Origin of the sequence: Paraburkholderia sp. BR10954 (genome assembly GCF_040965775.1) — a bacterium.
GTDB classification, from domain to species: Bacteria; Pseudomonadota; Gammaproteobacteria; order Burkholderiales; family Burkholderiaceae; genus Paraburkholderia; species Paraburkholderia youngii.
Genome location: NZ_JBFRCK010000030.1, coordinates 58870 through 81457, shown reverse-complemented (window position 1 = coordinate 81457; position 22588 = coordinate 58870). Strand labels below are relative to the sequence as shown.

Genomic DNA, 22588 nt, shown 5'->3' with positions numbered 1-22588 from the left:
GTGGCCGAAGGGTTTCGTCTCCTTGCGCCGTGATGAAGACGATCGGAACATTTCGCCCATGCCGCCGCAGTTCGCGCTGCAGGTCCACGCCGGACATACCTGGCATGGCGATATCGAGAATCAGGCAGTGCGCTGCGGCGACACAGTCAGATTGGAGGAACTCCTTCGCCGAAGTAAAGGCTCGGACTGCAAAGCCGAATTCGTTCAACAGGTCGGGCAGCGATTCACGTACCGACTCATCGTCGTCGACCACTGCAATAAGCGAGCGCTCGGCCATCACAGGTTCCTCAAGATCAGTTCCTTGTCCGGCCGTGCGGGCATGCGTGTCTCATCGGAACGGTCTATGTCCGCCATGTGCTCCACTCGACACGGGATGGAAAATGAAAACGTGGCGCCGAACCGCTCGTTGGAGGTGCCCCACAGGTGGCCACCGTGGCTTTCGATAATGGAGCGGCTCACGGACAGACCGATGCCCATACCTTCCCGTTTGGTCGTGTAGAACGCATCGAAGAGCTTGCGGGCCTGCTGCGGGTCAAAGCCCACGCCCGAATCGGACACGGCAAGCTGCACGGAGTTGTTATCGTCGCGTTCGATCCTGACCAGCACGTGCCGCGGACGGTCGTCGACGCCATCCAACGCCTCTATGGCGTTCAGAAGCAGGTTCAACGCCACCTGCTTGAGCTGAACCCTGTCGCCTGTAACGGGCGGAAGGTTGTCGGCTGTTTCCAGTCGTAGCACTATCCGTCTCGTACGGATCTCGCAACGCAGTAGCTCGATAACGTCATTCGCGGCTTCGACGAGGTTGACCGCATCGGTCGGGACGGCTTTCTTGCTGAACAGAGCACGCAGACGTGTCATGACCTCCGACGCGCGGTGCCCGTCACGAATCGTGCGCCGCACGGTCTCGAGCGCGCCTTCGATATTGGGCGGCTGCGCGCTCAGCATCCGCAGGCCGGTGCTGGCGTTGGTCATGATGCCGGCCAAAGGCTGGTTGATCTCATGAGCAATCGAGGCTGTTAGCGTCCCCAGGCTGTTGACCCGGTTCGCGTGGGCCAACTCGGCGTGCAGGCTGGAGAGCACTTCTTCGGACCGTCGCCGCTCGGTGACATCATGGACGGCGCCGACATAGTCAAGCCAGTCCTGCGGGTCACGCGTGGCGTGAGCCTGTATACGCACATTCCTGATTGAGCCGTCGGACAGCAGTAGACGGTGTTCGAATTCGAGGTGTTTGCCGCCTTGCGCGCGCTCAATCATTTCATGAAGAAGATGAAGGTCAGCTGGATGAGTCCGGGCAGTGATCATGTCCAGTGTGATTTTCACCCCTGGCTCGACGCCGAAGATGCGATAGAGCTGTTCTGACCATGTGAACGAGCCAGTCTCCGGACGCCAGCAAAAGCTTCCGCTCAGACTGAGCCTTTCCACGTTGGCCATCAGCGCGGCACTCTTGCGCAGTTGCTCCTCCGCCAGTTTGCGGGCTGTAATGTCGTGCGTCACACTCAGTTGCACGATCGCTCCGTCGCTGTCGTGCAACGGTGCGGCATGGGTTTGCAGATGCTTTCGCTCGCCGCGCACGGTGATGAAGTCGAATTCCAGATAATCATCCTTGCCTGAGCAGACATTTCTGTGGAACTCGACGTATCGCGCGCGATGCTCGGGAACGACGCAATCGAAGTAGCACTTTCCGATTGCGTCCTCCGCGCGCGTCGATCCCAATGTGCGGCGTCCAGCTGGATTGACAAACAACACCGTTCCGTCGTTGGCGAGGATCGTCACGCATTCCTGTGTGGTGTCGACGATCGTGCGGAAACGTTCCGCGCTCCTCTCCAGTGCGAGGTCGCTCCGCGCACGCTCGATCGCAATGCTCGCGAGGCATGAAAGTCTTGCTGTCAGATCGGATTGAAACGGAGTAGGGGTGCCGGGCTCCGACCGAAACAGGGTGAAGGTTCCCAGCACCTGGTGTGTGCGGGAGAGAATCGGCGTCACCCAGCACGCGCTCACGCCATGCGCAAGGCTCAGGTCGCGCCATGCCGGTGTCCAACGTGAGTCCGATGCGATATTGGATACGATCACGGGTTCCTTGAGGACCGCGGCCATGTCGCTAGGCCCAGCGTCAACGCGGACGGGGGTGCCAGTTGGAGGATGGGTAAAGATCGACGAGACGCTCGGCGCACCCGCTGGCTGGAAGGTCATGTCGCCGGGATCGATCAGTGAAATGCTGCAAATGCAATCGCTCGTGATCTCTTCGACCAACCGACACAGGTCATCGAGAACGACAGGTAAAGGTTGCCCCATGACGACCATTTCGAGCAGGCGCCTCTCGCCTGTAAGCAGCGCCTCCGCCTGCTTGCGGTCGTCGATATCTGTCTGCAGGAAGTACCAAAGGGCAATTCGCCCCTCGTTATCGCGCAGCGGAAAGCCTTGCACGCGAAACCATCGATAAACGCCGTCGACACGGCGATGGCGGGATTCAGAATCGTAAGGCTCGCCAGTTCTAATCGACGCGTAGAATCGGGCAATGCTCGCTTGTCGATCCTCCGGGTGGGTAAAATCTTTGCTAACCCACTGCTTCAGTTCGTCAAGCGTCGCGCCCGTATATTCAAGTGTATGACGGTTGGCGTGAGATAGCTTCCCCTCCGGCGTGAACAGAATCACGTGAGTAGGCAGACCGCATACGATCAGCCGAAAGCGCGCCTCCTGTGCCCGTAGTGCGGCTTCGGTTTGCTTACTGTCCTCGATATCCGCGTTGATCCCACACCACTTCACGACTTCACCCGCTGCATCGACAACGGGACTCACGCGGCACAGAAACCAGCGATATGTGCCATCGCAGCGTCGCATTCGTGCTTGCGCCTCGCCTGATTGGCCAGAAGCGACGATTGCCCGCCAGGATTCGAGCAGCGCGGAGCGGTCGTCGGGATGGATGGATTGCCAGCCATCTCGCGACGCCTGATCTACGGAAAGCCCCGTATACTCGCACCAGCGTCGGTTGACGAATTCAATACGGCCGTCGGGTAATGCGGACCATACCAGGCCCGGGAGTTCGTCCACAACACGACTGAGCTCAGTTTTCATTGCGTTCCCTTCCCGAAGGCATGTGGCCGTGCGAGCTTTTTCACTTTCGGAGATCGGACCGCGGGTGGGATTCCGGGCGCCCACGAGCTTGTCCCAACCCGCTGGATATGTAGAAGCAGGATTACCTATATGGCGAACGCCAGTTGTCTTCAGGCATTGTTCCGACGATGGCGACCGAATTGCGCGTCGAGCAGCGCAACGTAAGGAATCGAGGAATCGAGCGCGTTGAAGTTGCTTGCATTGCGTTTCAGATATTTATTTCGCATGCCCAAATCAGCGAAGCCTGAGCGAGACGGAACGATGTAGTCTCGTTGCGACTGAAAGTGGGCGTGTGCGTCGCGCACACGCGCTCCCAACACTGTCAGTCTCCAGAACCGGCTGGTCACGACGCTGTCGCACGGGCATTGCGACGGAACGATTGCGGTGGTTGCCCAAACACACGGAGGAATGCCTCCCGCATTCTACGAAGATCGGAAAAGCCGCTTGCAGCAGCAATTTGATTGACTGTGTGCCGACTCTCCTCGAGCATCAGGCGTGCTGTTTCAAGCCGCAGTCGCTCAACCGCCTTTGCCGGAGTTTGCCCCGTCTCCTCGCGAAACGCGCGGCTAAACTGTCGTGGGCTCAGCCGCGCGACCTCCGCCAAACGCTCGATTGAAAGCGGCTCCCTAAGGTTCTGCTTTGCGTACGTCAGCACTGCCTGAATGCGGTCGGATTTTGGTTCGAGTTCGAGCAACGCCGAGTGCTGTGACTGTCCACCTGTGCGCCAGTGATAAACAACAAGGTCGCGCGCAACCGCTCGCGCCAGGTTGGCGCCGAGATCGTTTTCTACCAGTGCGAGCGCAAGATCGATGCCGGCCGACATCCCGGCCGAGGTCCAGATTAGTCCATCCTCGATAAAGATCCGGTCGTCGTCTACCGTGACAGAAGGAAATCGTGTCCGCAGCTCGTGGGCGTGATACCAATGCGTGGTCACGCGGCGGCCGTCGAGCAATCCAGCTTCCGCAAGCACGAACGCACCCGTGCAGACGGAAGCAGTACGACGTGCTGTTTCGGCACTGCGGCGCACATATTGCAGCAGTCCCGGCGGCGGTCCGATATCGGCCGGATTGCTGCCCGCAAAAATGACCGTATCAAACACGCGATGGTCTATTGCCTCAGTCAGTAACGCAAGACCGCTTGAGGAGCGTACCGGGCCACCCCGTTCGGACACGTTAAAAACTTCATAAAAAGGCTTGTCGACTTCCACATTCGCGAACTCGAACACCGACTGAGCAGCGAGCGCCATCGAGTAGAATCCGTCGAACACCACGAACGCAATTGTCGGCATGGCTGCCTCCTTACCGGCATTTATACGGTCAATTGGTCGATGCCTGAAAGGACGTATAAACTACGTTTTCCGGACGCGCCGATTCAGGAATGCTCCTACCTATTCGTAGCTTCCGGGACGCATCTATTGGATCGACGCATGACGGTCCTGAACGCGGCAACCGGCCGAGGATGTGTGGGAACCGCTTTTTCCACTTCGGGTCATTCGCGTTCGATCAGGTCGAATCTGGGCTGGCGTACCGTCTCAAGCGCGAGAACGCCCCTCGGGGCGTCAGGCTCCAACCATCTTCAACGCCTTTATCGTTCTAGCAACCCCAAGTATATTTACGACGCGTTTGATGTTGTAGGCCAGCATCCGAAGGCTCATTTCGGTGTTCAATCGCCCCAGCGTTCGGGTCAGGAAGTGAGTAGCACCCATCCAGTGCCTGAGCGTGCCGAAGACATGCTCGACAGTGCTTCTGCGGATGGTCATTACGTCGGGCTTGCGGTCAAGACGACGTTGCATGGCTTCCAGGGCCGCGAACAAGGTTGTGAGCGCCGGAGTCTCCAGGCGGCAACGCGACCGCCGCACACCCACTCTCATAGGAAGTAGGACACGATGACGACGCCTTCTCCGGACTGGACGCCGGCGGGGCTGATCCCGGCGTCCTTGCTACCTTTTTCTGAAGACTACGCGATTGACGAACGCTGTGCCGCGGATCACCTGCGGCGTCTGGGCGGTGTCCGCGGCGCGTCTGCAATAACAGTCAACGGCCATGCATCGGAGGTGAGCGCATGCACGTTCGACGAGCAGCGCCGGATCCTGGATCTGGCACTTGACGAGATCGGCAACATGGTGCCCATCATTTGCGGCGTATATTCGCTGACGGCGCGCTGGAGGCTGCGTGCATCGCCCGGGCAGCGGAGCAGGCCGGTGCGTCGGCCCTGCTCGTGTTTCCGCAGCCGACGATGGTAATGGGCGGGCAATTGCGGCCCGAAATGGTGATCAATCATTTCAGGCTGATCGCCGATGCATCGAGTTTGCCGCTCATTGCGTTCCAGTATTCGGTGGCAAGCGGCCTCGCGTATTCGTTCAACACGATGCTCGCGATGTTCGAGGCTGTGCCGACGATACGCGCGATCAAGGACTGGTCCGAACCGATGGTCCACGAGCGCAATGTGCGAACATTTCAACAGTTCGACCGTCCGGTCAACGTGTTATCGACGAACAGCTCGTGGCTGATGAGCTCGCTCGTGACGGGGTGCAAGGGGTTTGCTATCGGGTGCGGGTGCGGGCAGTGTTGTGGCTTCTCAACAGGTCGAACTGTTCGAGGCGGTACAGCGCAACGACTTGGTCGCTGCACGCACGGTCAACGACCGTCTTTACCCGTTGCAGCAAGCCTTTTACGCGCCGCCTTTTCTCGACATGCACAACCGCATGAAAGAGGCGCTCGTCATCTTGGGACAATTCAGGAGCGCAACGGTAAGGCCACCGCTCTTGAAACTTGACGCCGGTGAAATCGAACGTGTGCGCGCCGCCTTGATCGAGTCGGGTTTGCTTGAGCGAACCGCGCACCCTTATCGGAATAGAAGTTGAATGTCATTTCGACGGCGCGGATTGCGGCCTCCGGAGGATGAAAGTTCGTCAGCATGTAGGGCTGAGCACCCGCCAATCGAGTTGGCGGCATGGCCGTTGTACTCTGGAAGCAGCCGTTGACCTCGCATCAGTCCGAACGTCTGGAGTGGGTCGCGTGCTGCCGGTCGAGACGCGACTCACACTACCCCGGGTAGGGGCATGCGAACCTCCGGCCCGAAAGCTAGGTTCTCGAAAACGATGAAGGCCATACACGTGGCGGGCGCTTGAGGCAACGGGCGGGCCTCAAAGCAGGGTAAAGCGCAATCTCTGCTCTAGCGCTCTATCCTTGGTCCCGGTGTCACCTAATGGACCAGGAGGGTATCGACCGTGACTCGGGGCGCAGTGAATTCAAAATTGGTCCGTGCGCCGACTGTTTCCATACAGCCTCATACATTCGGTGACCCACTGAGTGTCACGACGGTCAACGAGGTTTGATTTGTTCGGGCGACGAACACCCTCATTAGAAACAGCGGTCGATGCGCCCTAACTTATGCGGCGGTGCAGCGTAATTCAGACTGGTCATGTTCCACATATGATCAAGGTAGCAAGCCGCTCGGAAGGCCCGGCTGCAGCATCCTCGCAGCCGGGCCGTTGGCTCATGGCAACAGCCTTGTCCCATCAGCGGGAGAGCGGCTCATCCCTAAGTGATGTCATGTCGATGAGAAAGCGGCTCATCGCCAGCCACGAGACGCTCAACTGCCTGGTTAATGCCGACTCTCCGGTCATGTTCCCTGTTTCACCCGGCACCTTGCTGCGCGTTCAGTGAATCACACGCGCCACACCGCGCCCGCGCGGATCCGCAGCCGCTTCCGGCGTGTCGTCGTTGATCTTGATCGCCTGAATGTCGCCATTGAAGTCCTGGCCCTTCAGCACATAGCCCTTCGCCTCGAGCTGCTTCGCGAGGTCCCCCTCGATCGGCTTGTACGGCTCCCAGAAGATCGTGTTCGGTGGCAGCAGCTGGTGATGGAATCGCATCGCGGCGACCGCATCTCCAAGCGGCATCTGGAAGTTATAGATGTTGGTGATCACCTGGAAGATCGACGTGAAGATGCGCGAGCCGCCCGGCGTACCGATCACTAGCGACACCTTGCCGTCTTTCGTCAGGATGGTCGGGGTCATGGACGACAGCGGACGTTTCTTCGGGCTGATCGCGTTCGCGTCGCTGCCCACCACGCCGAACATGTTCGGCACACCCGGCTTCGCCGAGAAGTCGTCCATCTCGTCGTTCAGCACAATGCCAGTGCCTTCCGCGACGACACCTGAGCCGAAATAGCCGTTGATCGTGTAGGTGTTCGACACCGCGTTACCCCATCTGTCGACCACCGAGAAATGCGTTGTCTCGGCCTTCTCGGGCATCGACGTCCCGCGTCCCGGCTGCACGCTCTTCGTGTCCGATGGCGTGTCCGGATTCACTTCGGCGGCACGCTTCGCGAGGTACGTTTCGTCGATCAGTTGCGCGACCGGCACCTTGTAATAGCCTGGGTCGCCGAGATATTGCCCGCGATCCGCGAACACGCGCTTCTCGATCTCCGCGATGAGGTGAATGTATTGCGCCGAATTCAGCTCGACGCCTTCGAACTTTGGCTTCAGAATGGCTTTCATCTTCAGCAGCTGCACGAGACCGACACCGCCCGAGCTCGGCGGCGGCGCGGTGATCACCCGGTACCCGTTCCAGTTCGCCTCGATTGGCTGGCGCCACACGGCCTTGTATTCCTGCAGGTCGCGCTTCGTGATCAGGCCGTGGCCGTGCATCGACTCGGCGATCAAGTCGGCTGTCTTGCCGTTGTAGAACTCTTTCGCACCCTGATTCGCGACGCGCGTGAGCACCGCGGCAAGCTCCGGCTGCTTGAAGTTGACGCCCTGCTTCATGCCGCCGAAGTACCTGTCGAAGTTGGTCTTTCCTTCGAATTCCTTCGAGGCGTCTTCGTTGCGCTTCGCGAGCTGCTCATCGACTTCGAAGCCGTCGCGCGCATACTTGATCGCGGGCGCGAGCACCTGCTTCCACGTCAGCCTGCCGAAGCGGTGGTGCGCTTCCCACATGCCGGCGACCGTGCCCGGCACACCTACGGCATAGTACCCGTACAGGCTCTTGCCCTTGATCACGTTGCCGTCTTTGTCCAGGTACATTGTTTTCGTCGCCTCGAGCGGCGCGCGCTCGCGATAGTCGATGAAATACGGCTTGCCGTCGACGTAAAGCGTCATGAAGCCACCGCCCCCAATGTTGCCTGCTTCCGGATAGGTGACCGCGAGCGTGAACGCGATCGCTACCGCCGCATCGACGGCGTTGCCGCCTTCCTTGAAGATCTGTTCGGCGGCGTCGGCACTGTACTTGTCGGCGACCGCGATCGCGGACGCGGTAAGAACAGCCGGCCTCGCCGCCGGAGGTTTCGCATACGCCGGCGAGGTTTCAAGAAATCCGGTGCAAACGCCGAGCGAGACCAGCGCCACGCCGGCCATCGAGAGCTTTGCCTTGTCGATCAGCTTCACGGTGCATCCTCCATTTCGGTCTTATTGATGCGACGAAGTAATCCGCTATGGGCTTATAACACGCAAACTGCCTGTTTGCGAAGCGCACCATATCCGTCTCATGGCGGTTGGGACCCAATAGCCTGCCAAGTCCGCTCGCCTTAGGCCCCAAAGCATTTGGAGGTGCATATAGGGGCTGCAGAAGTGCTTTCGAGGAACTGATGAAAGTCTTCGAACGCAAGTTGACGGCGCCAGATAAAGTGGCGAATCGCTGTGCGCACGGAACCACGTGGAGGAGGGGCGGACGCGTAACCGCAACAACTCAGAGAACTTTTGGCGAAGTGGGAATGGCGCAGTGGGAGGGTCGCCCGCTCGTCCGGCGGGACCGTGGGTCGCGTCGCTCCCCCAGTCTTCTGCAATGGCCGCAAACTGGTACCCGGCTGATTCGGCCGAGTACGGCCATGAAGGGACGTTCGCTGAGCACGCCATTTGGACATTCAGGAGGCGGCTTCGCGTACCAAACGGTCACTGGATAAACGGTCCACAGTGAATGTGGGAATTGGCGGTTCGCCAAAAAATCCAGTGGAGCGTCGATTTGCGGAAAACGGCACGACTGAGCGGTAGCACCTCTGGTTTGGATCCTCACGCCCGAACTGTTCGCCCGGGCGCATGAGGTAACTCAGTGGCCATTAACCTTCGGTTCGTTCATTAGTCACTGAAGAGTTCACGACGCCTTGAGCGCGGCGACGAACTCGTTGGTGTAGGTATGGCCCAGGTCAATGCGCTTACCCTTGATCGCCGGATTGATGGTCGACAAGACCTTCAGGACGTTTTCTGGCCCTCCCGCCGGCATTTTTCCATCGGGCGTGTACATGGCCATGGTGGACTTCAGCGCCTGTACATAGAGCGGCTTGTCTCCACCGTAGTAGTCCTTTGGGATCTTGTCCGCAATTTCCTCGGGGGAATGCGTGTGGATGTACTCCATGGTTCGGGCAATCGCGTGCGCCAAGCCCGCTGCTGCCTGTTGCCTATGCGATGCCAGCTAGACCGCATTGACGTCGCTTGCGGCGCGACCGGTCCGCTTCGGCGCCACTAGCGTGGCGCTGTGTCGTTCAAATAGTTGCCCCCCGACAGCCCGGCCTTCACCTGCCGAGTGAAGTCGTCGGTGGACACCTCCTCCGCGCCGGCCTCGATAGCTTCGTATGCCTGGCGCACAACGTCGGCCGGGGTCGCCTTCGGAACCTCGAATCCCCGCACAAGCTCCGTGTCGATAAAGCCGGCATGCAGCGCAACGACCTGAGTGCGCTGTTCGCGCAGCGATTGGCGCAGGCCGTTAGTCAGCGCCCACGCGGCCGACTTCGACACGCCGTAGGCAGACAAGATAGGCCTGTTCACCCAGCTCGCGACAGACAGCACATTCAAAATTGCGCCGCCGCCGTTGGCGGCAAGGCCGCCCGCGAACGCTCTTGACAGCGCCAGGATGCCGAACACATTGGTTTCGAAATGGTCGCGCAGCGCGTCGAGCGCACCGTCGTCCATCAGGCTACCGACCCGTGCGATGCCCGCATTGTTGATCAGCAGCGTGACGTCACGGGCCGCGTCTGCGGCCGCGGCCACGGCCGCTGGATCGGTCACATCGAGCTTCACCGGCACGACGCCCGGCAGCGTGACGCTGGCGGGGTCGCGTGCGCCCGCATACACCTTCCGCGCCCCTCTTTGGAGGGCCTGTCTCGCGAACTCCAGGCCAAGCCCACGGTTCGCGCCCGTCACGAAAACAACACTATCTTCGATCTTCACAATCTTTCCTTTCGCATAAAGAATCGCATGCGCGTCGCCTCGCGGCGCGTCTGCGATCCGGTGGTAACAAGGCTGCATTCGCGTACCGAGACATTGTGTCGTGCATTTCTGCGCAACAGCTAATCGCGTCGCGCAGCCGCCGTCGGATCGCTTTTGTCGGATGATTTGCGACTTTTCTCGCTTCGCATTCGACAATGCTGCAGCATATAACTATGAAAATCATAGTGTCAAGCGACTGCGGGAGTTTTCTTGACGGTTTCGGGGAGGGGGACAGTTCGTAATGCCGCCTGTCCTTTGGGGGAAGCCTGTCCGCAGACGGCCGCGACGTCGCTGGCACGCCTACATCACCAGCGCCAGTGACGCGTCGCTAACTGACCCCAATGTTGCGGGAGACATCGTGCGATTGAGTGAACAGCTTGCTTGCACGGATAGCCCTCGTTACCCACACGAGTCACATCATCGGCCGACGACCGACTAGGTGACACGATGGCTTGTAGGTCTAAGGGTCGGCTGGTCTAGTCAGGCGAAATCATCGGAGCTGCGGGTGATCCTCTTGCACCTATCGGTATAGCGTATGCGATTAAATCTTTTGCGATTGACACGGGGAGCATCTTTCTCCATCATGCAACGCAAGCGATTACATCGCATGCGATATAAAGCGCTTGACTCCCTCTTTCACACAGGAATCCATCATGACCAAGATTGATCAAGTCCTCTTTTCGGGCAACTCCAACGCCAGGTTCAATCACGACCCCGATCTCCAGCGCGGCGAGCACGGCGTGCTTGACCTCAAGCTGTCGGCGCTCAACGACGAAGGCCGCGATTTCCTCGCCACCGAGCTGCACCCGCGAGCCGAGCAGTTGTTCTCGGGCGCGTGGTCGGCCTGTTATATCAGCGCGTTTGAGATTGCGGCCTCGCTGAAGAAGGTCACCCTGCCTCCCGATTATTCCGTGGACATCCAGGTCAGTGTCGGAACGGTCGGCAACGGATTTTGCCTGGGCGCCCAGTTCACCGTCCGCGCACCCGGTCTGGCAACGGAAGTCGTAGAGGCGATCGCGAACCGCGCCCACCAGATCTGCCCGTACTCGAAGGCTGTGCACGGCAACATCGAGGTCGCCCTGAACGTCGTCACAGCGTAACTGATACAGCGCATACGATTACATCTCGCACGATTTAAATACGCTTGATACCCTCATAGACACAGGAATCCATCATGGAAAAGATCGAAAAAGTCCTCGCTGCAGGCAATTCCCACGCCACCGTCAACCGCGATCCCAATGTCCAGCCCGGTGAGTTTGGCGCCTACGACCTCAAGCTGACAGCACCCGGCGTCGAAGACGTCGAGTTCATCGGCACTGATCCCCACCCGAGAGCCGAGCAACTGTTTGCCGGCGCCTGGTCGGCCTGCTACACCACGGTGTTCGGGATGGCGGCCCAACTGAAGAAGGTCACGCTGCCGTCTGACTATTCCGTGGACATCAAGGTGAACATTGGTCAGACCGGTAGCGCATGGTTCCTCGGCGCCAATTTCGACATCCGCGTTCCCGGTGTGGAAAAGCAAGTCGTTGAGAAAATCGCGCATCTGGCCCATCAGATCTGCCCGTACTCGAAGTCCGTACACGGCAACATCGAAATCGCCACAAACATCGTCACGCAGTAACCCGACTGGGCACGCGCTTCCCCGCCGGAACACGTGCCCGTCACCAACACATCTTTTTCAGGAATTCCCATCATGAAGACCAAGCTCATCTTTGCATTGCTCGTCGCCGTTTCGGCGTCCATCACCGCACCTGCGTACGCCAGTGGCTATGGCCCCGCACCCTTCTATAAGCCATCTGTTGGCGCACCCGCTTCGCAAAGCGGTCAGAGCTTGCGAACCATTGCAGCCGAACGGCAGGACGCAACCAGCCAGGAAAAGGCATATGGCGGTGCAGTCTCCGGACTGTCGCAAGCGGGCCGCCGAGTTGCCGTTTCGCCGCGCGATAACCTGCTCGAGCACCACTAAGTCGTGCCCTCCGCCTCTGGGCCGTTGCGCCGCGTGGTTGCTTCTTCGCGACGGCCGCAGGATTGGGCGGTTCATCGTTTATTCACCAAGGGAAATGCAGACAATGTTCAGTCATGTTGCGGTCGGCACTAACGACCTTGAAAAAGCAAAGCGGTTCTACGATGCCGTGCTCGGCGTTCTTCAATATGGTGAGGGCGTCACCGACGACAACGCGCAGCGTCGGCGCTATGTCTACCGTACCGACATGGGGCTTTTTATTGTCACCCAGCCACTCAATGGTCAGCCTGCAACTGCTGCGAATGGTGGAACGATCGGCTTTAACTGCCAGTCGCCAGAGGAGGTCGACCGATGGCATGCCGCGGGGGTCGCCAACGGCGGAAAATCAGACGAGGCGGCGCCGGGCGTTCGCCAGTCAGGGGAACACGGCCTTTACCTCGCATATTTGCGCGATCCGGACGGCAACAAGCTCTGTGCTCTCCATCGGATTCCGGCCTGACGTATCTATCGGGAGGCCCCTAAGCGGCAGGGTGGGGCGGGCCGGGCGATATCAACGATGCAGAATGGCCGTCTCCGGGCACTTCCCACGGCGCTGTGCTTTGCGAGGCACCGCTGTGGTATACATACCATTGCGATATAATCGCGTGCGATATAATGTCTATGCGACATCTGCTCCAGCCAAAGGGGATAAACGTGAAATCAAAGGATGCACTGGCACTCGAAGATCTGACGCTCTCTAACTACTTGTGCTTTGCGGTTTACTCCGCGAACCTCGCTTTCGGCAAGGCGTACAAGCCGATACTCGACGAGCTCGGGCTCACCTACCCGCAATACATTGCGATCATTGCGTTGTGGGAGGAAGACAACCAGACCGTCAGCGGTCTTGGCAGCAAGCTGTTTCTTGAATCCAACACACTTACGCCGATGCTGAAGAAGCTCGAGGCAATGGGTTATCTTGAAAGGCAACGTGATCCCGGTGATGAGCGCCAGGTACGGGTTAGTCTAACGAAGAACGGCCGACGCTTGCGCGAACGTGCCATGAAGTTGGACCCCGTTCAGACGGGGTTCGCGCCCGACGATTTCGCGAAAATTCAGACGGCGATCGTGACGTTGCGCAACAATCTTATCAAGTCAGTGCAGAGCGACGAGTGAGCACTTAACCGTTGTAATGCAGCGGCGTCCGTCATGAACAATCAGCGGACTCGTGGGTTTCATCGACCGTATTGTTGTTTCGCTGCAGATTGAGAGGGCCTTGACACCGGACGTAGTTCATTGACGGCGCGCTCAGATCCGCCAGATATGAAGGCGCAGCACATACGACAAGTTCGGGTTCGCAGAGGGAGCCGCATAACGGAATTGCCTTTGCTCAATTCGCCATATTGGGTTTGAACTATCCGGATTTCGGATTGCCGGAATCATCGGGACTACGCAAAAGGTAGTCGATAGTCCAGACCCCGATTCCGTTCAGCGTGAAACGAAAAAGTTGGTCGGAACGTCGCCACATACTGAACGCGAACGCGGGACGTGGCTGACGAACGACCTTGTGATTCCGTCGGCCGAGCGTCCGGAATCAGTCGCGCGCTGAGTCTGAATCAAGCAGCCTTATCGGCCTTTGCTACGTCTTGCCGTGCTGCACGCTCCTGAGCGTAAGAAGGACTCAATTCAGCTTTTAGATCTTCACGCCGCAATGGCTCGCCGCAGGCCTGGCAAACGGTGCCAATGCCAGCATCGTAACCACAGGTGAGATGGGTATAGCGCACCGCGACGTCCTCGCCCGGCGACTTATGCCACGTTTCGCCCCACTCGCGAAGGGCGAGGATGACGGGGTAGAACGCTCGTCCCATCTCCGTGAGTTCGTATTCGAAACGAGGAGGTTTTTTCATGTAGCGCTTACGCTCGATCATGCCATCCGCTTCGAGCCGCTTGAGCCGGGACGAAAGCATCTGCGGTGTCGCCTGTGACTGTGCCAGCAGGCTGTCGAATCTTCGGTTACCCATGAACAGTTCCCGCACGATCAGAACCGCCCAGCGGTCACCGATAATAGCCTGAGACCGAGCGACCGGGCACAGCGTATCGCACTTCTCGGACAGTGCAGCCATTCAAGACCTCCATCGACATCGCAACAGTAAATATGATATTCATATTTATGATAGCACGACTTCGTGTCGCGACGCACGTGACAGGAACTCATGACTTCGCCGACATCCATTGATCTCGAGTTCCCGACACGATTGCAAGCTGACCGAGCGATCAGGCTTTGGAAAACTCGCCGTCGGTGAGACGCCAGATGCTGCGCGGATTGTTTTGCCGCAAGGCCTCCGGCAGCAGGTCGTCCGGGAACCCCTGATAGCAGACAGGTCGGAGAAAGCGTTCAATCGCACTCATGCCAACAGAAGTAAAGCGGCTGTCCGACGTAGCGGGGAAAGGACCACCGTGAATCGATGCGTATGCCACCTCTTGCGGATGCGCGAATGCATTGATGACAATGCGCCCCGTGCGGCGTTCGAGAAGCGGCAGCAGGCTGGCAGCGAGTGCATGATCTGCGGATTCGATTTGCATAGTTGCTGAGAGCTGGCCGCGAAACTGCTTTGCGATCGCAATCAGTTGCTCGACATCCCTCACACGGACGAGCAGCGCAGCAGGACCGAATACCTCTTCCGACAGAGACGGGCTCTCTAACACGCGTTCGCCGTCCACCTCGAAGAGAACTGATTGACCGTCCCACGCACTTTCTGGTTCGCCGCCCACTGCGATCCTCCTTGCACCCGCGTGGCTCTGACGCTCCACGTTCTTCCGATATGCAGTGAAAATGCCTGGCGTGAGCATCGTTCGCGCCTGCATTGCCTCGACGCGAGAGATCATCGCTTCCTTCAGTTCGAAATAGCCATCTCCGTCTATGGCGAGCAGGATGGCGGGTTTCAGACACGCCTGACCGACGGTAACGAGCATGCGTTCAGCAAAGCCATCGCCGATGGTGGCTCCCCGGGCCGCGAGCGCAGCCGGTAGTACAAAAGTCGGATTGACGCTCGTCATTTCGGTGAATACAGGTATTGGATCCGGCCGCTGTTGTGCCCGCCGGAATAGTGCCATACCACCGGCTTCCGATCCTGTAAAGGTCACGCCTTTGATGAGCGGATGGTCGACCAGCGCCTCACCAATTTCATTCCCGCTGCCGCGGATGAGAGAAAAGACGCCCTCGTGCAAGCCCGAATCTTTAACAGCCTGTTGGATAACCCGCCCCATCATTTCTGACGCGCCGGGATGCCCGTTGTGGGCCTTCAGGATCACGGTACAGCCCGCGGCCAACGCTGACGCCGTGTCGCCGCCCGCCACCGAATAGGAAATCGGGAAATTGCTCGCCCCAAAGATCGCGACCGGACCGAATCCGATTTTCTGCATCCGATGGTCCATCCGTGGACGGGGTTGACGTTCCGGCTGGGCCCGATCAATCGTCGCCTGGCGGAACCGGCCTTGACGAACGACGGTCGAAAACTGGCGAAATTGGAGCGCGGACTTTGCTGCCTCTCCCTCAAGTTGAGCGACCGGCAAACCGGTTTCCAGTGACGCGCGTCGAGCGAGTTCTGGTGTTATGACGTCAAGGCCCTCAGCAATTCGCTCGAGGAAATCGGCGCGTTCGGGAAGGCTCGTGGCGCCGTAGCTATCGAATGCATCGTCGGCGAGTTGCGCAGCGCGATTAACCTCTTCGATTCCGCCAAATGCAAAGAGCGGTTCAATCTCGACATTCAGTGCGGGATTCAGCGCCTTCATGCTGCCGGCCGTCGCAGCGATTTCCCGGGCACCAATTAGTAGGTTGCCGGTGAGTTTCATGAGTGTTCCTTTTGATCAACGGGAAGTGCGGCGACCAACTGGGCCGTCGTAAGGATTTCATGGGCGAAGGTCGGCCCGTTCAGTTCGTGTGCGGCGCGCATCATCTCCTTGGTAAACGCGGCCGTCGCGTCTCGCACGAGCGTAACGTGATAGCCAAGTTCCATGGCGAAGCGGCTCGTGGACTCAATGCAGGTGTTCGCCAATAGGCCGACCACAATCACGTGCGTGATGCCTTGCTGTTTGAGTTGAAAGTCGAGGTCTGTGTTTGCGAAGCCACTTTGACCCCAGTGCTCATGGACAATGATATCGCCTTCCTGTGGCACAAAGTCAGCATGCCATTCTCCACCCCAAGTACCCCTGGCGAAGGTGTGGCGCTGTTGAACGAGGCGTTGAGTTGGATTCGGATGATCCCAGTTTTCGTAGTCTCCTGCTTGCCAGCGGCGATGCGGGACGTAGACAACCTTAACATCAGCTTTTCGTGCGGTATCGACAGCGGCGCGGAGGTTGGTGAGTAGGCGCACGTCTGTAGCGACGTCGCGAAGCATCGGAAAAAGCTTGCCGCCTTCCGAGAGAAAGTCGTTGTAGGGGTCGACCAGCAACAGGCCAGTGCGTGCTGCGTCATACCTGAGGTTGAACATTTCGGTACTCCTTTAAGAAGATGTGCGAGTACCCCGCTTCGCGTTTCCCCGGCTATGCATCTCGCTTCTATCGGACGGTTCGGGACCTTTCGCGCGTCCATCTGGATGTGCCAAGGATATAACTATGATAATCATATCGTCAAGCGCGGAGAGAGTTACTCAGCATTCGCGGATTGGTAAGAGTTATGCCCGACGTGACTGTGCGGGCTGGAGAGGGCGCGGGGGAGCCGGGAGACATCCTCCTCGGTGAGCTCTAGCTCTCGACCTAAACTCTAATGATGACCAGACGGCGGTCGCTCTATGCCAGCGTTTAGTCCAGGCGGAATCATGCGAGCTGCGGGTGATCCTCTTGCACCTATCGGTATAGCGTATGCGATTAAATCTTTTGCGATTGACACGGGGAGCATCTTTCTCCATCATGCAACGCAAGCGATTACATCGCATGCGATATAAAGCGCTTGACTCCCTCTTTCACACAGGAATCCATCATGACCAAGATTGATCAAGTCCTCTTTTCGGGCAACTCCAACGCCAGGTTCAATCACGACCCCGATCTCCAGCGCGGCGAGCACGGCGTGCTTGACCTCAAGCTGTCGGCGCTCAACGACGAAGGCCGCGATTTCCTCGCCACCGAGCTGCACCCGCGAGCCGAGCAGTTGTTCTCGGGCGCGTGGTCGGCCTGTTATATCAGCGCGTTTGAGATTGCGGCCTCGCTGAAGAAGGTCACCCTGCCTCCCGATTATTCCGTGGACATCCAGGTCAGTGTCGGAACGGTCGGCAACGGATTTTGCCTGGGCGCCCAGTTCACCGTCCGCGCACCCGGTCTGGCAACGGAAGTCGTAGAGGCGATCGCGAACCGCGCCCACCAGATCTGCCCGTACTCGAAGGCTGTGCACGGCAACATCGAGGTCGCCCTGAACGTCGTCACAGCGTAACTGATACAGCGCATACGATTACATCTCGCACGATTTAAATACGCTTGATACCCTCATAGACACAGGAATCCATCATGGAAAAGATCGAAAAAGTCCTCGCTGCAGGCAATTCCCACGCCACCGTCAACCGCGATCCCAATGTCCAGCCCGGTGAGTTTGGCGCCTACGACCTCAAGCTGACAGCACCCGGCGTCGAAGACGTCGAGTTCATCGGCACCGATCCCCACCCGAGAGCCGAGCAACTGTTTGCCGGCGCCTGGTCGGCCTGCTACACCACGGTGTTCGGGATGGCGGCCCAACTGAAGAAGGTCACGCTGCCGCCTGACTATTCCGTGGACATCAAGGTGAACATTGGTCAGACCGGTAGCGCATGGTTCCTCGGCGCCAATTTCGACATCCGCGTTCCCGGTGTGGAAAAGCAAGTCGTTGAGAAAATCGCGCATCTGGCCCATCAGATCTGCCCGTACTCGAAGTCCGTACACGGCAACATCGAAATCGCCACAAACATCGTCACGCAGTAACCCGACTGGGCACGCGCTTCCCCGCCGGAACACGTGCCCGTCACCAACACATCTTTTTCAGGAATTTTCGTCACGAAGGCCACGCTTGTCGTTGTCTGCTTTCGTGTCGAAAGCGTCTGCGGAAGTAAAAGCTGGCAGGGCACGAGATCACCCTGAATCCAAAACTGGTCTTCGAATCTCCTTAGGAGAAGCACCATGTCCGACCCTTTGCAGTTCGCCATCGACCGCACCAATCCGGGCCGGTGGACGATCACCTTCAGCAATCCACCGATCAACATGTTCGTTCCTTCAACCATTGTCGAATTCGGAGCGTTACTGACCGACCTCGAGGCGGACCCTTCCGTGAAGGTCGTAGTGTTCGAGTCAGCTGATCCCGAGTTTTTCGTCGCCCATCTCGACGTGGCCAAGGCAGCGGAGCGACCGGAGGTTCTAGGCTTTTGGCGCGATTCTGTGTTGCGCCTATCGGCGATGCCAGTCGTGAGCATCGCCAAGATTCGAGGGCGCACCCGCGGCATTGGTAACGAGTTCGTGCTTGCGTGCGACATGCGTTTCGCCAGCCGGCAGAACGCGATCTTCGGCAATCCGGAGGTCGGCGTCGGCTTGGTCCCAGCCGGCGGAGCGCTGGAATGGCTTCCCCGCCTCGTGGGCCGCTCGCGGGCACTCGAGTTTGTCCTCAGCGCCGACGACTTCGACGCCGACATTGCCGAACGCTATGGCTGGGTGAACCGTGCGCTGGACGATGACGACCTCGATGGCTTTGTCGATACGCTTGTCAGACGGCTGGCCTCGTTCGACCGTGAGACGCTCGCTGCGGCGAAAGCTCAGGTCAATCGTTTTGGAATTCCGACGTCTGCCGAACTGCAATCGAGCATTGACCTGTTCTTCCCGGCGCTGGCCTCGCCAGCTGGCCAGGCCCGCCGCGCCAAGCTTCGTGGCCTGGCCTACGGCGTCCCGAGCGACTTTGAGATGAACTTCGGCAGGTATCTGCCTCAGCTAGGGCAGGCAGGCAATGACGACCCGGCGGCGCCTTTCACTGGCGCACCGGAGCGCTGAGCTGCCTCGTGCTATTCGTGCTGCGCCAGTCGAAGCGACGCGCCACAGCGTATTTGCACATCGCGTTCCCTGCACCGCAGACGGCGTCCCGCCATTCGCAATGCCTCGGTGCCGTCTGTTTGTCCCAAGCTTTGCCGGACAGCCCTCGGTATAGAGGCCAGCCGACTCAGCCACGTTGGGCCCGGCGTAACCGCCGCGCCCAAACGAATGGCCTCACTCGTCCAATAAACAGCCGGAGAAAGAATGGCTTTCAAAGAGTATTCAGAGCAACGGCGACGTCGCGGCCCAGGAACAAGACGCGATACGCATCAACGAACTAGCCTATCGCTATATCGACGAGATTTTTTTTGTGAGGCGTTCGCATACGCAAGTTTCCGGAATTTCCGGCTTGAGCGCGACAAGGAGTTCAACTTTCGGATAAGCGAGCATGAGGCGATCGTCCTGGGATTCTTCGAGCACGTATGGGTCGATGGCCAGTTTGGCGGCGGTGGACATTCTGGTTAGACCGACGCGCTGAGAGCGGTCTTGTATTTCAAACAGCCATATTCGCAATCGAGTTCGATCAGGAAGGTCGAATCCGGTATGGGACCGAGGGCGTATGGGACGCAAGGATACAGCGTAATCCGAGGGATCCATGGAGGTCTCGTGATCGCCTGATATCGAATGTAGTTGCTGCAATTCAGGGACCTATTGACGCATTCGCAAGCGACAAGAGGTCCGGGATCCGCCGCACTACCGCCTCAGATTGTTTGGTAGATATTCGTGCCGCAGATAGAGAGCAATCCAGCATCGTGTCCATTTTCGACTGCCCAACATTCAACTGTTCGTCATCACAGCATTCGCACCGAGGAGCCTCGCAATGATCAAGCAGAAAATTTCTTTCGATAACGCGCAGGGTGAATCACTGGCAGGACTCCTTGAGCTTCCTGACGAGCCTGTTGCATATGCGCTGTTCGCGCACTGCTTTACTTGCGGTAAGGACTTGAAGTCGGCGTCGAGGATCGCACGAACTCTGACTGAACAGTCGATTGCTGTACTTCGCTTCGACTTCACAGGGCTTGGTAACAGCGATGGCGACTTCTCCAACAGTAATTTTTCCTCCAACATCAGCGACCTGTTGGCGGCGGCGGATTTCCTTAGAACGGCATATCAAGCGCCAAGCATACTGATTGGACATAGTCTGGGTGGTGCGGCAGTTCTGGCCTCAGCTTCCAAAATACCGGAATCAAAGGCGGTCGTTACGATCGGGGCACCTGGTGACGTAGGTCATATCAAGCATTTGTTCAAAGACAGCATCGAATTAATCGAGGAGCTGGGCACATTGACTGTTCAGCTCGCCGGGCGGAACTTCACGATCAAGCGGCAATTCCTTGAGGACATCGATGAACACCGGTTAGAGGAGAAGGTCGCAAAGCTGGAGAGGGCATTACTTGTCCTCCATTCTCCTCTGGACGACACCGTCACCATTGACCAAGCGCAAAAAATTTTCCTTGCGGCGAGGCATCCAAAGAGTTTCCTATCGTTGGACCGAGCTGACCATCTGTTAAGCGACAGCAAAGATGCAGAGTATGTAGGACGCTGCATCGCAGCATGGGTGTCGCCGTATCTCGACAGCGAACGTAGGTCAGCGAATTGAGGATTTACCGGGAGCGCTCGGCGAATGAGATTTTCGACGAAGTTCGCGCTGAAGCGCGACGTATTGCGGCTTGGTTCTACAAGCGGCCGCTAGTCTGCGTGAGCTCAGATCGTCACGAGTGTCTGATCAAGGCGTAGGATAAAGAAGGGTACTGCAGCGATTGACGGCTCGCGGGACACGTTGTGGCCTCCTGTCGGAGGTGCTTGTCCAATCGAGTATGTGTCAAAGGCCGTCGACGTGCCGGCGACGGGGTACGAGCGACTGACCGCTGCGGGTCGTCAAAAGACGTTCGGCTTACCGAGTGTCGAACGGCCGAGATGGGTCGGGAAGGCTCACTCGTCCTTAACGAGGGCCAACATTCGCCTTACACCGGTTTGCGAATGTCGGCGACGTGACGGGCAACTGCCGCACGTCGTCGGATCGGCGACCGTCAGCTACGCCCGACCTACTTTCCTTAAGACGCCAGCCTGGATGTCCGCACCGCTCGGCTATTGCGTCAGCAGATAATCGAGTTCTTCAGTAAGCGTCGGTCCTTGGGCGCCGAAAGCCGGCGATAGCCTATCCTGCCATACCTCGTTGTTATTCTTTTTCTTTTGTCATCCGCAAATCCTGTGAGTGTGGTCGCCGGTAGTCGCGCAAAAAGATGAACACCTGCCGAAAAAAAATGTACTCGTCCGCGCAGCAAAGTGAAGTGACCCGGCCGAAAAATGGCGTATCTCGTGAGCGGGTCGGCCCTCCACACGCAAATAAATGATTGACCCGAATCGCAAAGGCATGACTGATGGCGCAACATGGATGAGCATGGGCTGCCGTGCTCCGCACGGAAAAATTCAAAGGCCGTATTGAATCCGCGTGCCAGGATGCAGACGCTCGCGCAAATTGAACAAAGACATTTCCGCGCGGCCCCGCAGGAATGGCATCGGACGGACACGTCACATCAACTCCAGCGGTCATTCGACGCAAATTGGCGAGTGACGGATTTCATGTGCTGCCCGTTGTCAACGCAGAGCCTCTGATCATTCGACTGAAGGCCGATGCACTCGTATTGGTCGACGCGCAAATCCCGGTACGTTGCGCGCGCGCGACGGCGCAAAAAAAAGTTTGTTATTCCAGAGAAGTCCTACTCAATCCAGCACATTCCATCACGCCGATTCGAGCCTGTTTCCAGGCATTGACGTGCGCCAGTCCTCTTTGCAAGATGGCATGAAGGCAGTGTGCAGGAGCGAATCATGCCGGTGATGAAAAGCTTTACCCAGGCGCAATGGGACGCCGCAGCGCGCCGTCTCGGTTCTCTGCCGGAAAAGCCCGCGCATGAGCACCGTGTCAACGTCCGGGATGCAATGAAGTCCATGCAGCCTCAAATCATCGATGCGCAGAGAAAGGGCTACACACAGGAAGAAATCGTCGAGCAGATCGCCCAGGACGGTGTAGAGATCAGTGCCAGCACATTGCGATACGCGATGCAGCGTGCTGCCAAAGAAGAAAATGCAGTGCAGGCGGAGCGGCACGTTGCTACGAATACCGCCGTGACATCGTCTCGCGTAAAAAAGGGCAATCAGGCGAAGCCACTACATTCTGGCCATGCGCCCGCCAGATCACAACAGAACGGGGATGGGGGAATCACCAGGCCGGATCGCAAAGAGGTTCAGGGCTTCCTCGGATTTCCGATCAGGCCGGATACCGAAAACCTGTAGAGGTA

At 58.4% G+C, this 22588-nt stretch carries 23 protein-coding genes and 2 pseudogenes; 13 read left to right on the top strand and 12 right to left on the bottom strand.

Annotated features, from left to right (window positions below; genetic code table 11):
• Positions 1-70: 70 nt before the first annotated feature.
• From AB4Y34_RS31470 to AB4Y34_RS31455, 4 genes and pseudogenes are all read right to left on the bottom strand, one after another.
• A pseudogene (locus AB4Y34_RS31470) lies at positions 71-277 on the bottom strand (response regulator); the annotation flags it as partial.
• Complete coding sequence (locus tag AB4Y34_RS31465; RefSeq protein WP_368718239.1) at positions 277-3072, bottom strand: PAS domain S-box protein; 2796 nt, start codon at positions 3070-3072, stop codon at positions 277-279. The pseudogene AB4Y34_RS31470 and the gene AB4Y34_RS31465, both read right to left, overlap by 1 nt.
• Positions 3073-3454: 382 nt before the next feature.
• A complete protein-coding gene (locus tag AB4Y34_RS31460) occupies positions 3455-4399 on the bottom strand; it encodes a GlxA family transcriptional regulator (RefSeq protein ID WP_368593039.1) in 945 nt (314 codons plus the stop codon).
• Positions 4400-4669: 270 nt separating this feature from the next.
• Positions 4670-4912: pseudogene (locus AB4Y34_RS31455) on the bottom strand (transposase); the annotation flags it as partial.
• An 84-nt stretch (positions 4913-4996) separates the two neighbouring features.
• Here AB4Y34_RS31455 and AB4Y34_RS31450 point away from each other — a divergent pair.
• Positions 4997-5353: a dihydrodipicolinate synthase family protein gene (locus AB4Y34_RS31450; protein WP_368718238.1), complete on the top strand. Its 357-nt coding sequence runs from the start codon at positions 4997-4999 to the stop codon at positions 5351-5353.
• A 34-nt stretch (positions 5354-5387) separates the two neighbouring features.
• On the opposite strand, the gene AB4Y34_RS31445 is transcribed toward AB4Y34_RS31450, so the two are convergent.
• Positions 5388-5522 carry a hypothetical protein gene (locus AB4Y34_RS31445; protein WP_368718237.1) on the bottom strand — a complete coding sequence of 45 codons (135 nt, stop codon included), beginning with the start codon at positions 5520-5522 and terminating at the stop codon, positions 5388-5390.
• A gap of 158 nt (positions 5523-5680) precedes the next feature.
• Between AB4Y34_RS31445 and AB4Y34_RS31440 the strand changes: the two genes are divergently transcribed.
• Both AB4Y34_RS31440 and AB4Y34_RS31435 read left to right on the top strand, forming a co-directional pair.
• The gene (locus tag AB4Y34_RS31440; RefSeq protein WP_368718236.1) at positions 5681-5974 is read left to right on the top strand and encodes a dihydrodipicolinate synthase family protein; all 294 of its coding nucleotides are present in this window, start codon (positions 5681-5683) and stop codon (positions 5972-5974) included.
• A 571-nt stretch (positions 5975-6545) separates the two neighbouring features.
• Positions 6546-6779: a hypothetical protein gene (locus AB4Y34_RS31435; RefSeq protein WP_368718235.1), complete on the top strand. Its 234-nt coding sequence runs from the start codon at positions 6546-6548 to the stop codon at positions 6777-6779.
• Here the strand turns inward: AB4Y34_RS31435 and ggt are convergent.
• The 3 genes from ggt to AB4Y34_RS31420 form a co-directional block, all read right to left on the bottom strand.
• Positions 6773-8500 carry a gamma-glutamyltransferase gene (gene ggt, locus AB4Y34_RS31430; protein WP_368718234.1) on the bottom strand — a complete coding sequence of 576 codons (1728 nt, stop codon included), beginning with the start codon at positions 8498-8500 and terminating at the stop codon, positions 6773-6775. The two genes, AB4Y34_RS31435 and ggt, sit on opposite strands and share 7 nt — an antisense overlap.
• 703 nt (positions 8501-9203) lie before the next feature.
• Complete coding sequence (locus AB4Y34_RS31425) at positions 9204-9488, bottom strand: hypothetical protein (RefSeq protein ID WP_368718233.1); 285 nt, start codon at positions 9486-9488, stop codon at positions 9204-9206.
• 83 nt (positions 9489-9571) lie between these two features.
• The gene (locus tag AB4Y34_RS31420; RefSeq protein WP_368718232.1) at positions 9572-10276 is read right to left on the bottom strand and encodes an SDR family oxidoreductase; all 705 of its coding nucleotides are present in this window, start codon (positions 10274-10276) and stop codon (positions 9572-9574) included.
• A gap of 692 nt (positions 10277-10968) precedes the next feature.
• On the opposite strand from AB4Y34_RS31420, the gene AB4Y34_RS31415 reads away from it, so the two are divergent.
• The 5 genes from AB4Y34_RS31415 to AB4Y34_RS31395 all read left to right on the top strand — a co-directional run bounded on the left by AB4Y34_RS31415 (position 10969) and on the right by AB4Y34_RS31395 (position 13430).
• Complete coding sequence (locus tag AB4Y34_RS31415) at positions 10969-11415, top strand: Ohr family peroxiredoxin (protein WP_368718224.1); 447 nt, start codon at positions 10969-10971, stop codon at positions 11413-11415.
• A 74-nt stretch (positions 11416-11489) separates the two neighbouring features.
• Positions 11490-11936: an OsmC family protein gene (locus AB4Y34_RS31410; RefSeq protein WP_368718231.1), complete on the top strand. Its 447-nt coding sequence runs from the start codon at positions 11490-11492 to the stop codon at positions 11934-11936.
• Positions 11937-12008: 72 nt separating this feature from the next.
• The gene (locus AB4Y34_RS31405; RefSeq protein ID WP_368718230.1) at positions 12009-12281 is read left to right on the top strand and encodes a hypothetical protein; all 273 of its coding nucleotides are present in this window, start codon (positions 12009-12011) and stop codon (positions 12279-12281) included.
• A gap of 103 nt (positions 12282-12384) precedes the next feature.
• Positions 12385-12777 (top strand): VOC family protein, encoded by a 393-nt coding sequence (locus tag AB4Y34_RS31400; protein WP_368718229.1) that lies wholly within the window; start codon positions 12385-12387, stop codon positions 12775-12777.
• Positions 12778-12971: 194 nt separating this feature from the next.
• Positions 12972-13430 carry a MarR family winged helix-turn-helix transcriptional regulator gene (locus AB4Y34_RS31395; protein ID WP_368718228.1) on the top strand — a complete coding sequence of 153 codons (459 nt, stop codon included), beginning with the start codon at positions 12972-12974 and terminating at the stop codon, positions 13428-13430.
• Between the two features lie 440 nt (positions 13431-13870).
• On the opposite strand, the gene AB4Y34_RS31390 is transcribed toward AB4Y34_RS31395, so the two are convergent.
• The 3 genes from AB4Y34_RS31390 to AB4Y34_RS31380 form a co-directional block, all read right to left on the bottom strand.
• Positions 13871-14377, bottom strand: a complete 507-nt coding sequence (locus AB4Y34_RS31390) for a winged helix-turn-helix transcriptional regulator (RefSeq protein ID WP_368718227.1) — start codon at positions 14375-14377, stop codon at positions 13871-13873.
• Positions 14378-14528: 151 nt separating this feature from the next.
• On the bottom strand, positions 14529-16106 hold the full coding sequence (locus tag AB4Y34_RS31385; protein WP_368718226.1) for an aldehyde dehydrogenase (NADP(+)): 1578 nt from the start codon (positions 16104-16106) through the stop codon (positions 14529-14531).
• Entirely contained in the window at positions 16103-16744 is a 642-nt protein-coding gene (locus tag AB4Y34_RS31380) for an isochorismatase family cysteine hydrolase (RefSeq protein ID WP_368718225.1), read from the bottom strand. Before AB4Y34_RS31380 ends, AB4Y34_RS31385 begins: the two co-directional genes overlap by 4 nt.
• Before the next feature lie 488 nt (positions 16745-17232).
• On the opposite strand from AB4Y34_RS31380, the gene AB4Y34_RS31375 reads away from it, so the two are divergent.
• From AB4Y34_RS31375 to AB4Y34_RS31365, 3 genes are all read left to right on the top strand, one after another.
• Positions 17233-17679 carry an Ohr family peroxiredoxin gene (locus tag AB4Y34_RS31375; protein ID WP_368718224.1) on the top strand — a complete coding sequence of 149 codons (447 nt, stop codon included), beginning with the start codon at positions 17233-17235 and terminating at the stop codon, positions 17677-17679.
• Between the two features lie 74 nt (positions 17680-17753).
• A complete protein-coding gene (locus AB4Y34_RS31370) occupies positions 17754-18200 on the top strand; it encodes an OsmC family protein (RefSeq protein WP_368718223.1) in 447 nt (148 codons plus the stop codon).
• Positions 18201-18395: 195 nt separating this feature from the next.
• On the top strand, positions 18396-19253 hold the full coding sequence (locus tag AB4Y34_RS31365; RefSeq protein WP_368718222.1) for an enoyl-CoA hydratase/isomerase family protein: 858 nt from the start codon (positions 18396-18398) through the stop codon (positions 19251-19253).
• A 327-nt stretch (positions 19254-19580) separates the two neighbouring features.
• Here the strand turns inward: AB4Y34_RS31365 and AB4Y34_RS31360 are convergent, their stop codons facing one another.
• Complete coding sequence (locus AB4Y34_RS31360; RefSeq protein ID WP_368718221.1) at positions 19581-19748, bottom strand: hypothetical protein; 168 nt, start codon at positions 19746-19748, stop codon at positions 19581-19583.
• 364 nt (positions 19749-20112) lie between these two features.
• On the opposite strand from AB4Y34_RS31360, the gene AB4Y34_RS31355 reads away from it, so the two are divergent.
• Both AB4Y34_RS31355 and AB4Y34_RS31350 read left to right on the top strand, forming a co-directional pair.
• Positions 20113-20889, top strand: coding sequence for an alpha/beta hydrolase family protein (locus tag AB4Y34_RS31355; RefSeq protein ID WP_368718220.1), 777 nt, complete (start codon positions 20113-20115; stop codon positions 20887-20889).
• Between the two features lie 1229 nt (positions 20890-22118).
• Complete coding sequence (locus tag AB4Y34_RS31350) at positions 22119-22583, top strand: hypothetical protein (protein WP_368718219.1); 465 nt, start codon at positions 22119-22121, stop codon at positions 22581-22583.
• Positions 22584-22588: the final 5 nt, after the last annotated feature.

Bases quoted from the DNA above. Each gene is read 5' to 3' on its own strand.
- AB4Y34_RS31465 (WP_368718239.1), bottom strand. From the start codon at position 3,072: ATGAAAACTGAGCTCAGTCGTGTTGTGGACGAACTCCCGGGCCTGGTA.
- AB4Y34_RS31405 (WP_368718230.1), top strand. From the start codon at position 12,009: ATGAAGACCAAGCTCATCTTTGCATTGCTCGTCGCCGTTTCGGCGTCC.
- AB4Y34_RS31400 (WP_368718229.1), top strand. From the start codon at position 12,385: ATGTTCAGTCATGTTGCGGTCGGCACTAACGACCTTGAAAAAGCAAAG.
- AB4Y34_RS31460 (WP_368593039.1), bottom strand. From the start codon at position 4,399: ATGCCGACAATTGCGTTCGTGGTGTTCGACGGATTCTACTCGATGGCG.
- AB4Y34_RS31435 (WP_368718235.1), top strand. From the start codon at position 6,546: ATGATCAAGGTAGCAAGCCGCTCGGAAGGCCCGGCTGCAGCATCCTCG.
- AB4Y34_RS31360 (WP_368718221.1), bottom strand. From the start codon at position 19,748: ATGTCCACCGCCGCCAAACTGGCCATCGACCCATACGTGCTCGAAGAA.
- AB4Y34_RS31385 (WP_368718226.1), bottom strand. From the start codon at position 16,106: ATGAAACTCACCGGCAACCTACTAATTGGTGCCCGGGAAATCGCTGCG.
- AB4Y34_RS31380 (WP_368718225.1), bottom strand. From the start codon at position 16,744: ATGTTCAACCTCAGGTATGACGCAGCACGCACTGGCCTGTTGCTGGTC.
- AB4Y34_RS31450 (WP_368718238.1), top strand. From the start codon at position 4,997: ATGACGACGCCTTCTCCGGACTGGACGCCGGCGGGGCTGATCCCGGCG.
- AB4Y34_RS31365 (WP_368718222.1), top strand. From the start codon at position 18,396: ATGTCCGACCCTTTGCAGTTCGCCATCGACCGCACCAATCCGGGCCGG.
- AB4Y34_RS31375 (WP_368718224.1), top strand. From the start codon at position 17,233: ATGACCAAGATTGATCAAGTCCTCTTTTCGGGCAACTCCAACGCCAGG.
- AB4Y34_RS31415 (WP_368718224.1), top strand. From the start codon at position 10,969: ATGACCAAGATTGATCAAGTCCTCTTTTCGGGCAACTCCAACGCCAGG.
- AB4Y34_RS31355 (WP_368718220.1), top strand. From the start codon at position 20,113: ATGATCAAGCAGAAAATTTCTTTCGATAACGCGCAGGGTGAATCACTG.
- AB4Y34_RS31390 (WP_368718227.1), bottom strand. From the start codon at position 14,377: ATGGCTGCACTGTCCGAGAAGTGCGATACGCTGTGCCCGGTCGCTCGG.
- AB4Y34_RS31370 (WP_368718223.1), top strand. From the start codon at position 17,754: ATGGAAAAGATCGAAAAAGTCCTCGCTGCAGGCAATTCCCACGCCACC.
- AB4Y34_RS31350 (WP_368718219.1), top strand. From the start codon at position 22,119: ATGCCGGTGATGAAAAGCTTTACCCAGGCGCAATGGGACGCCGCAGCG.
- AB4Y34_RS31410 (WP_368718231.1), top strand. From the start codon at position 11,490: ATGGAAAAGATCGAAAAAGTCCTCGCTGCAGGCAATTCCCACGCCACC.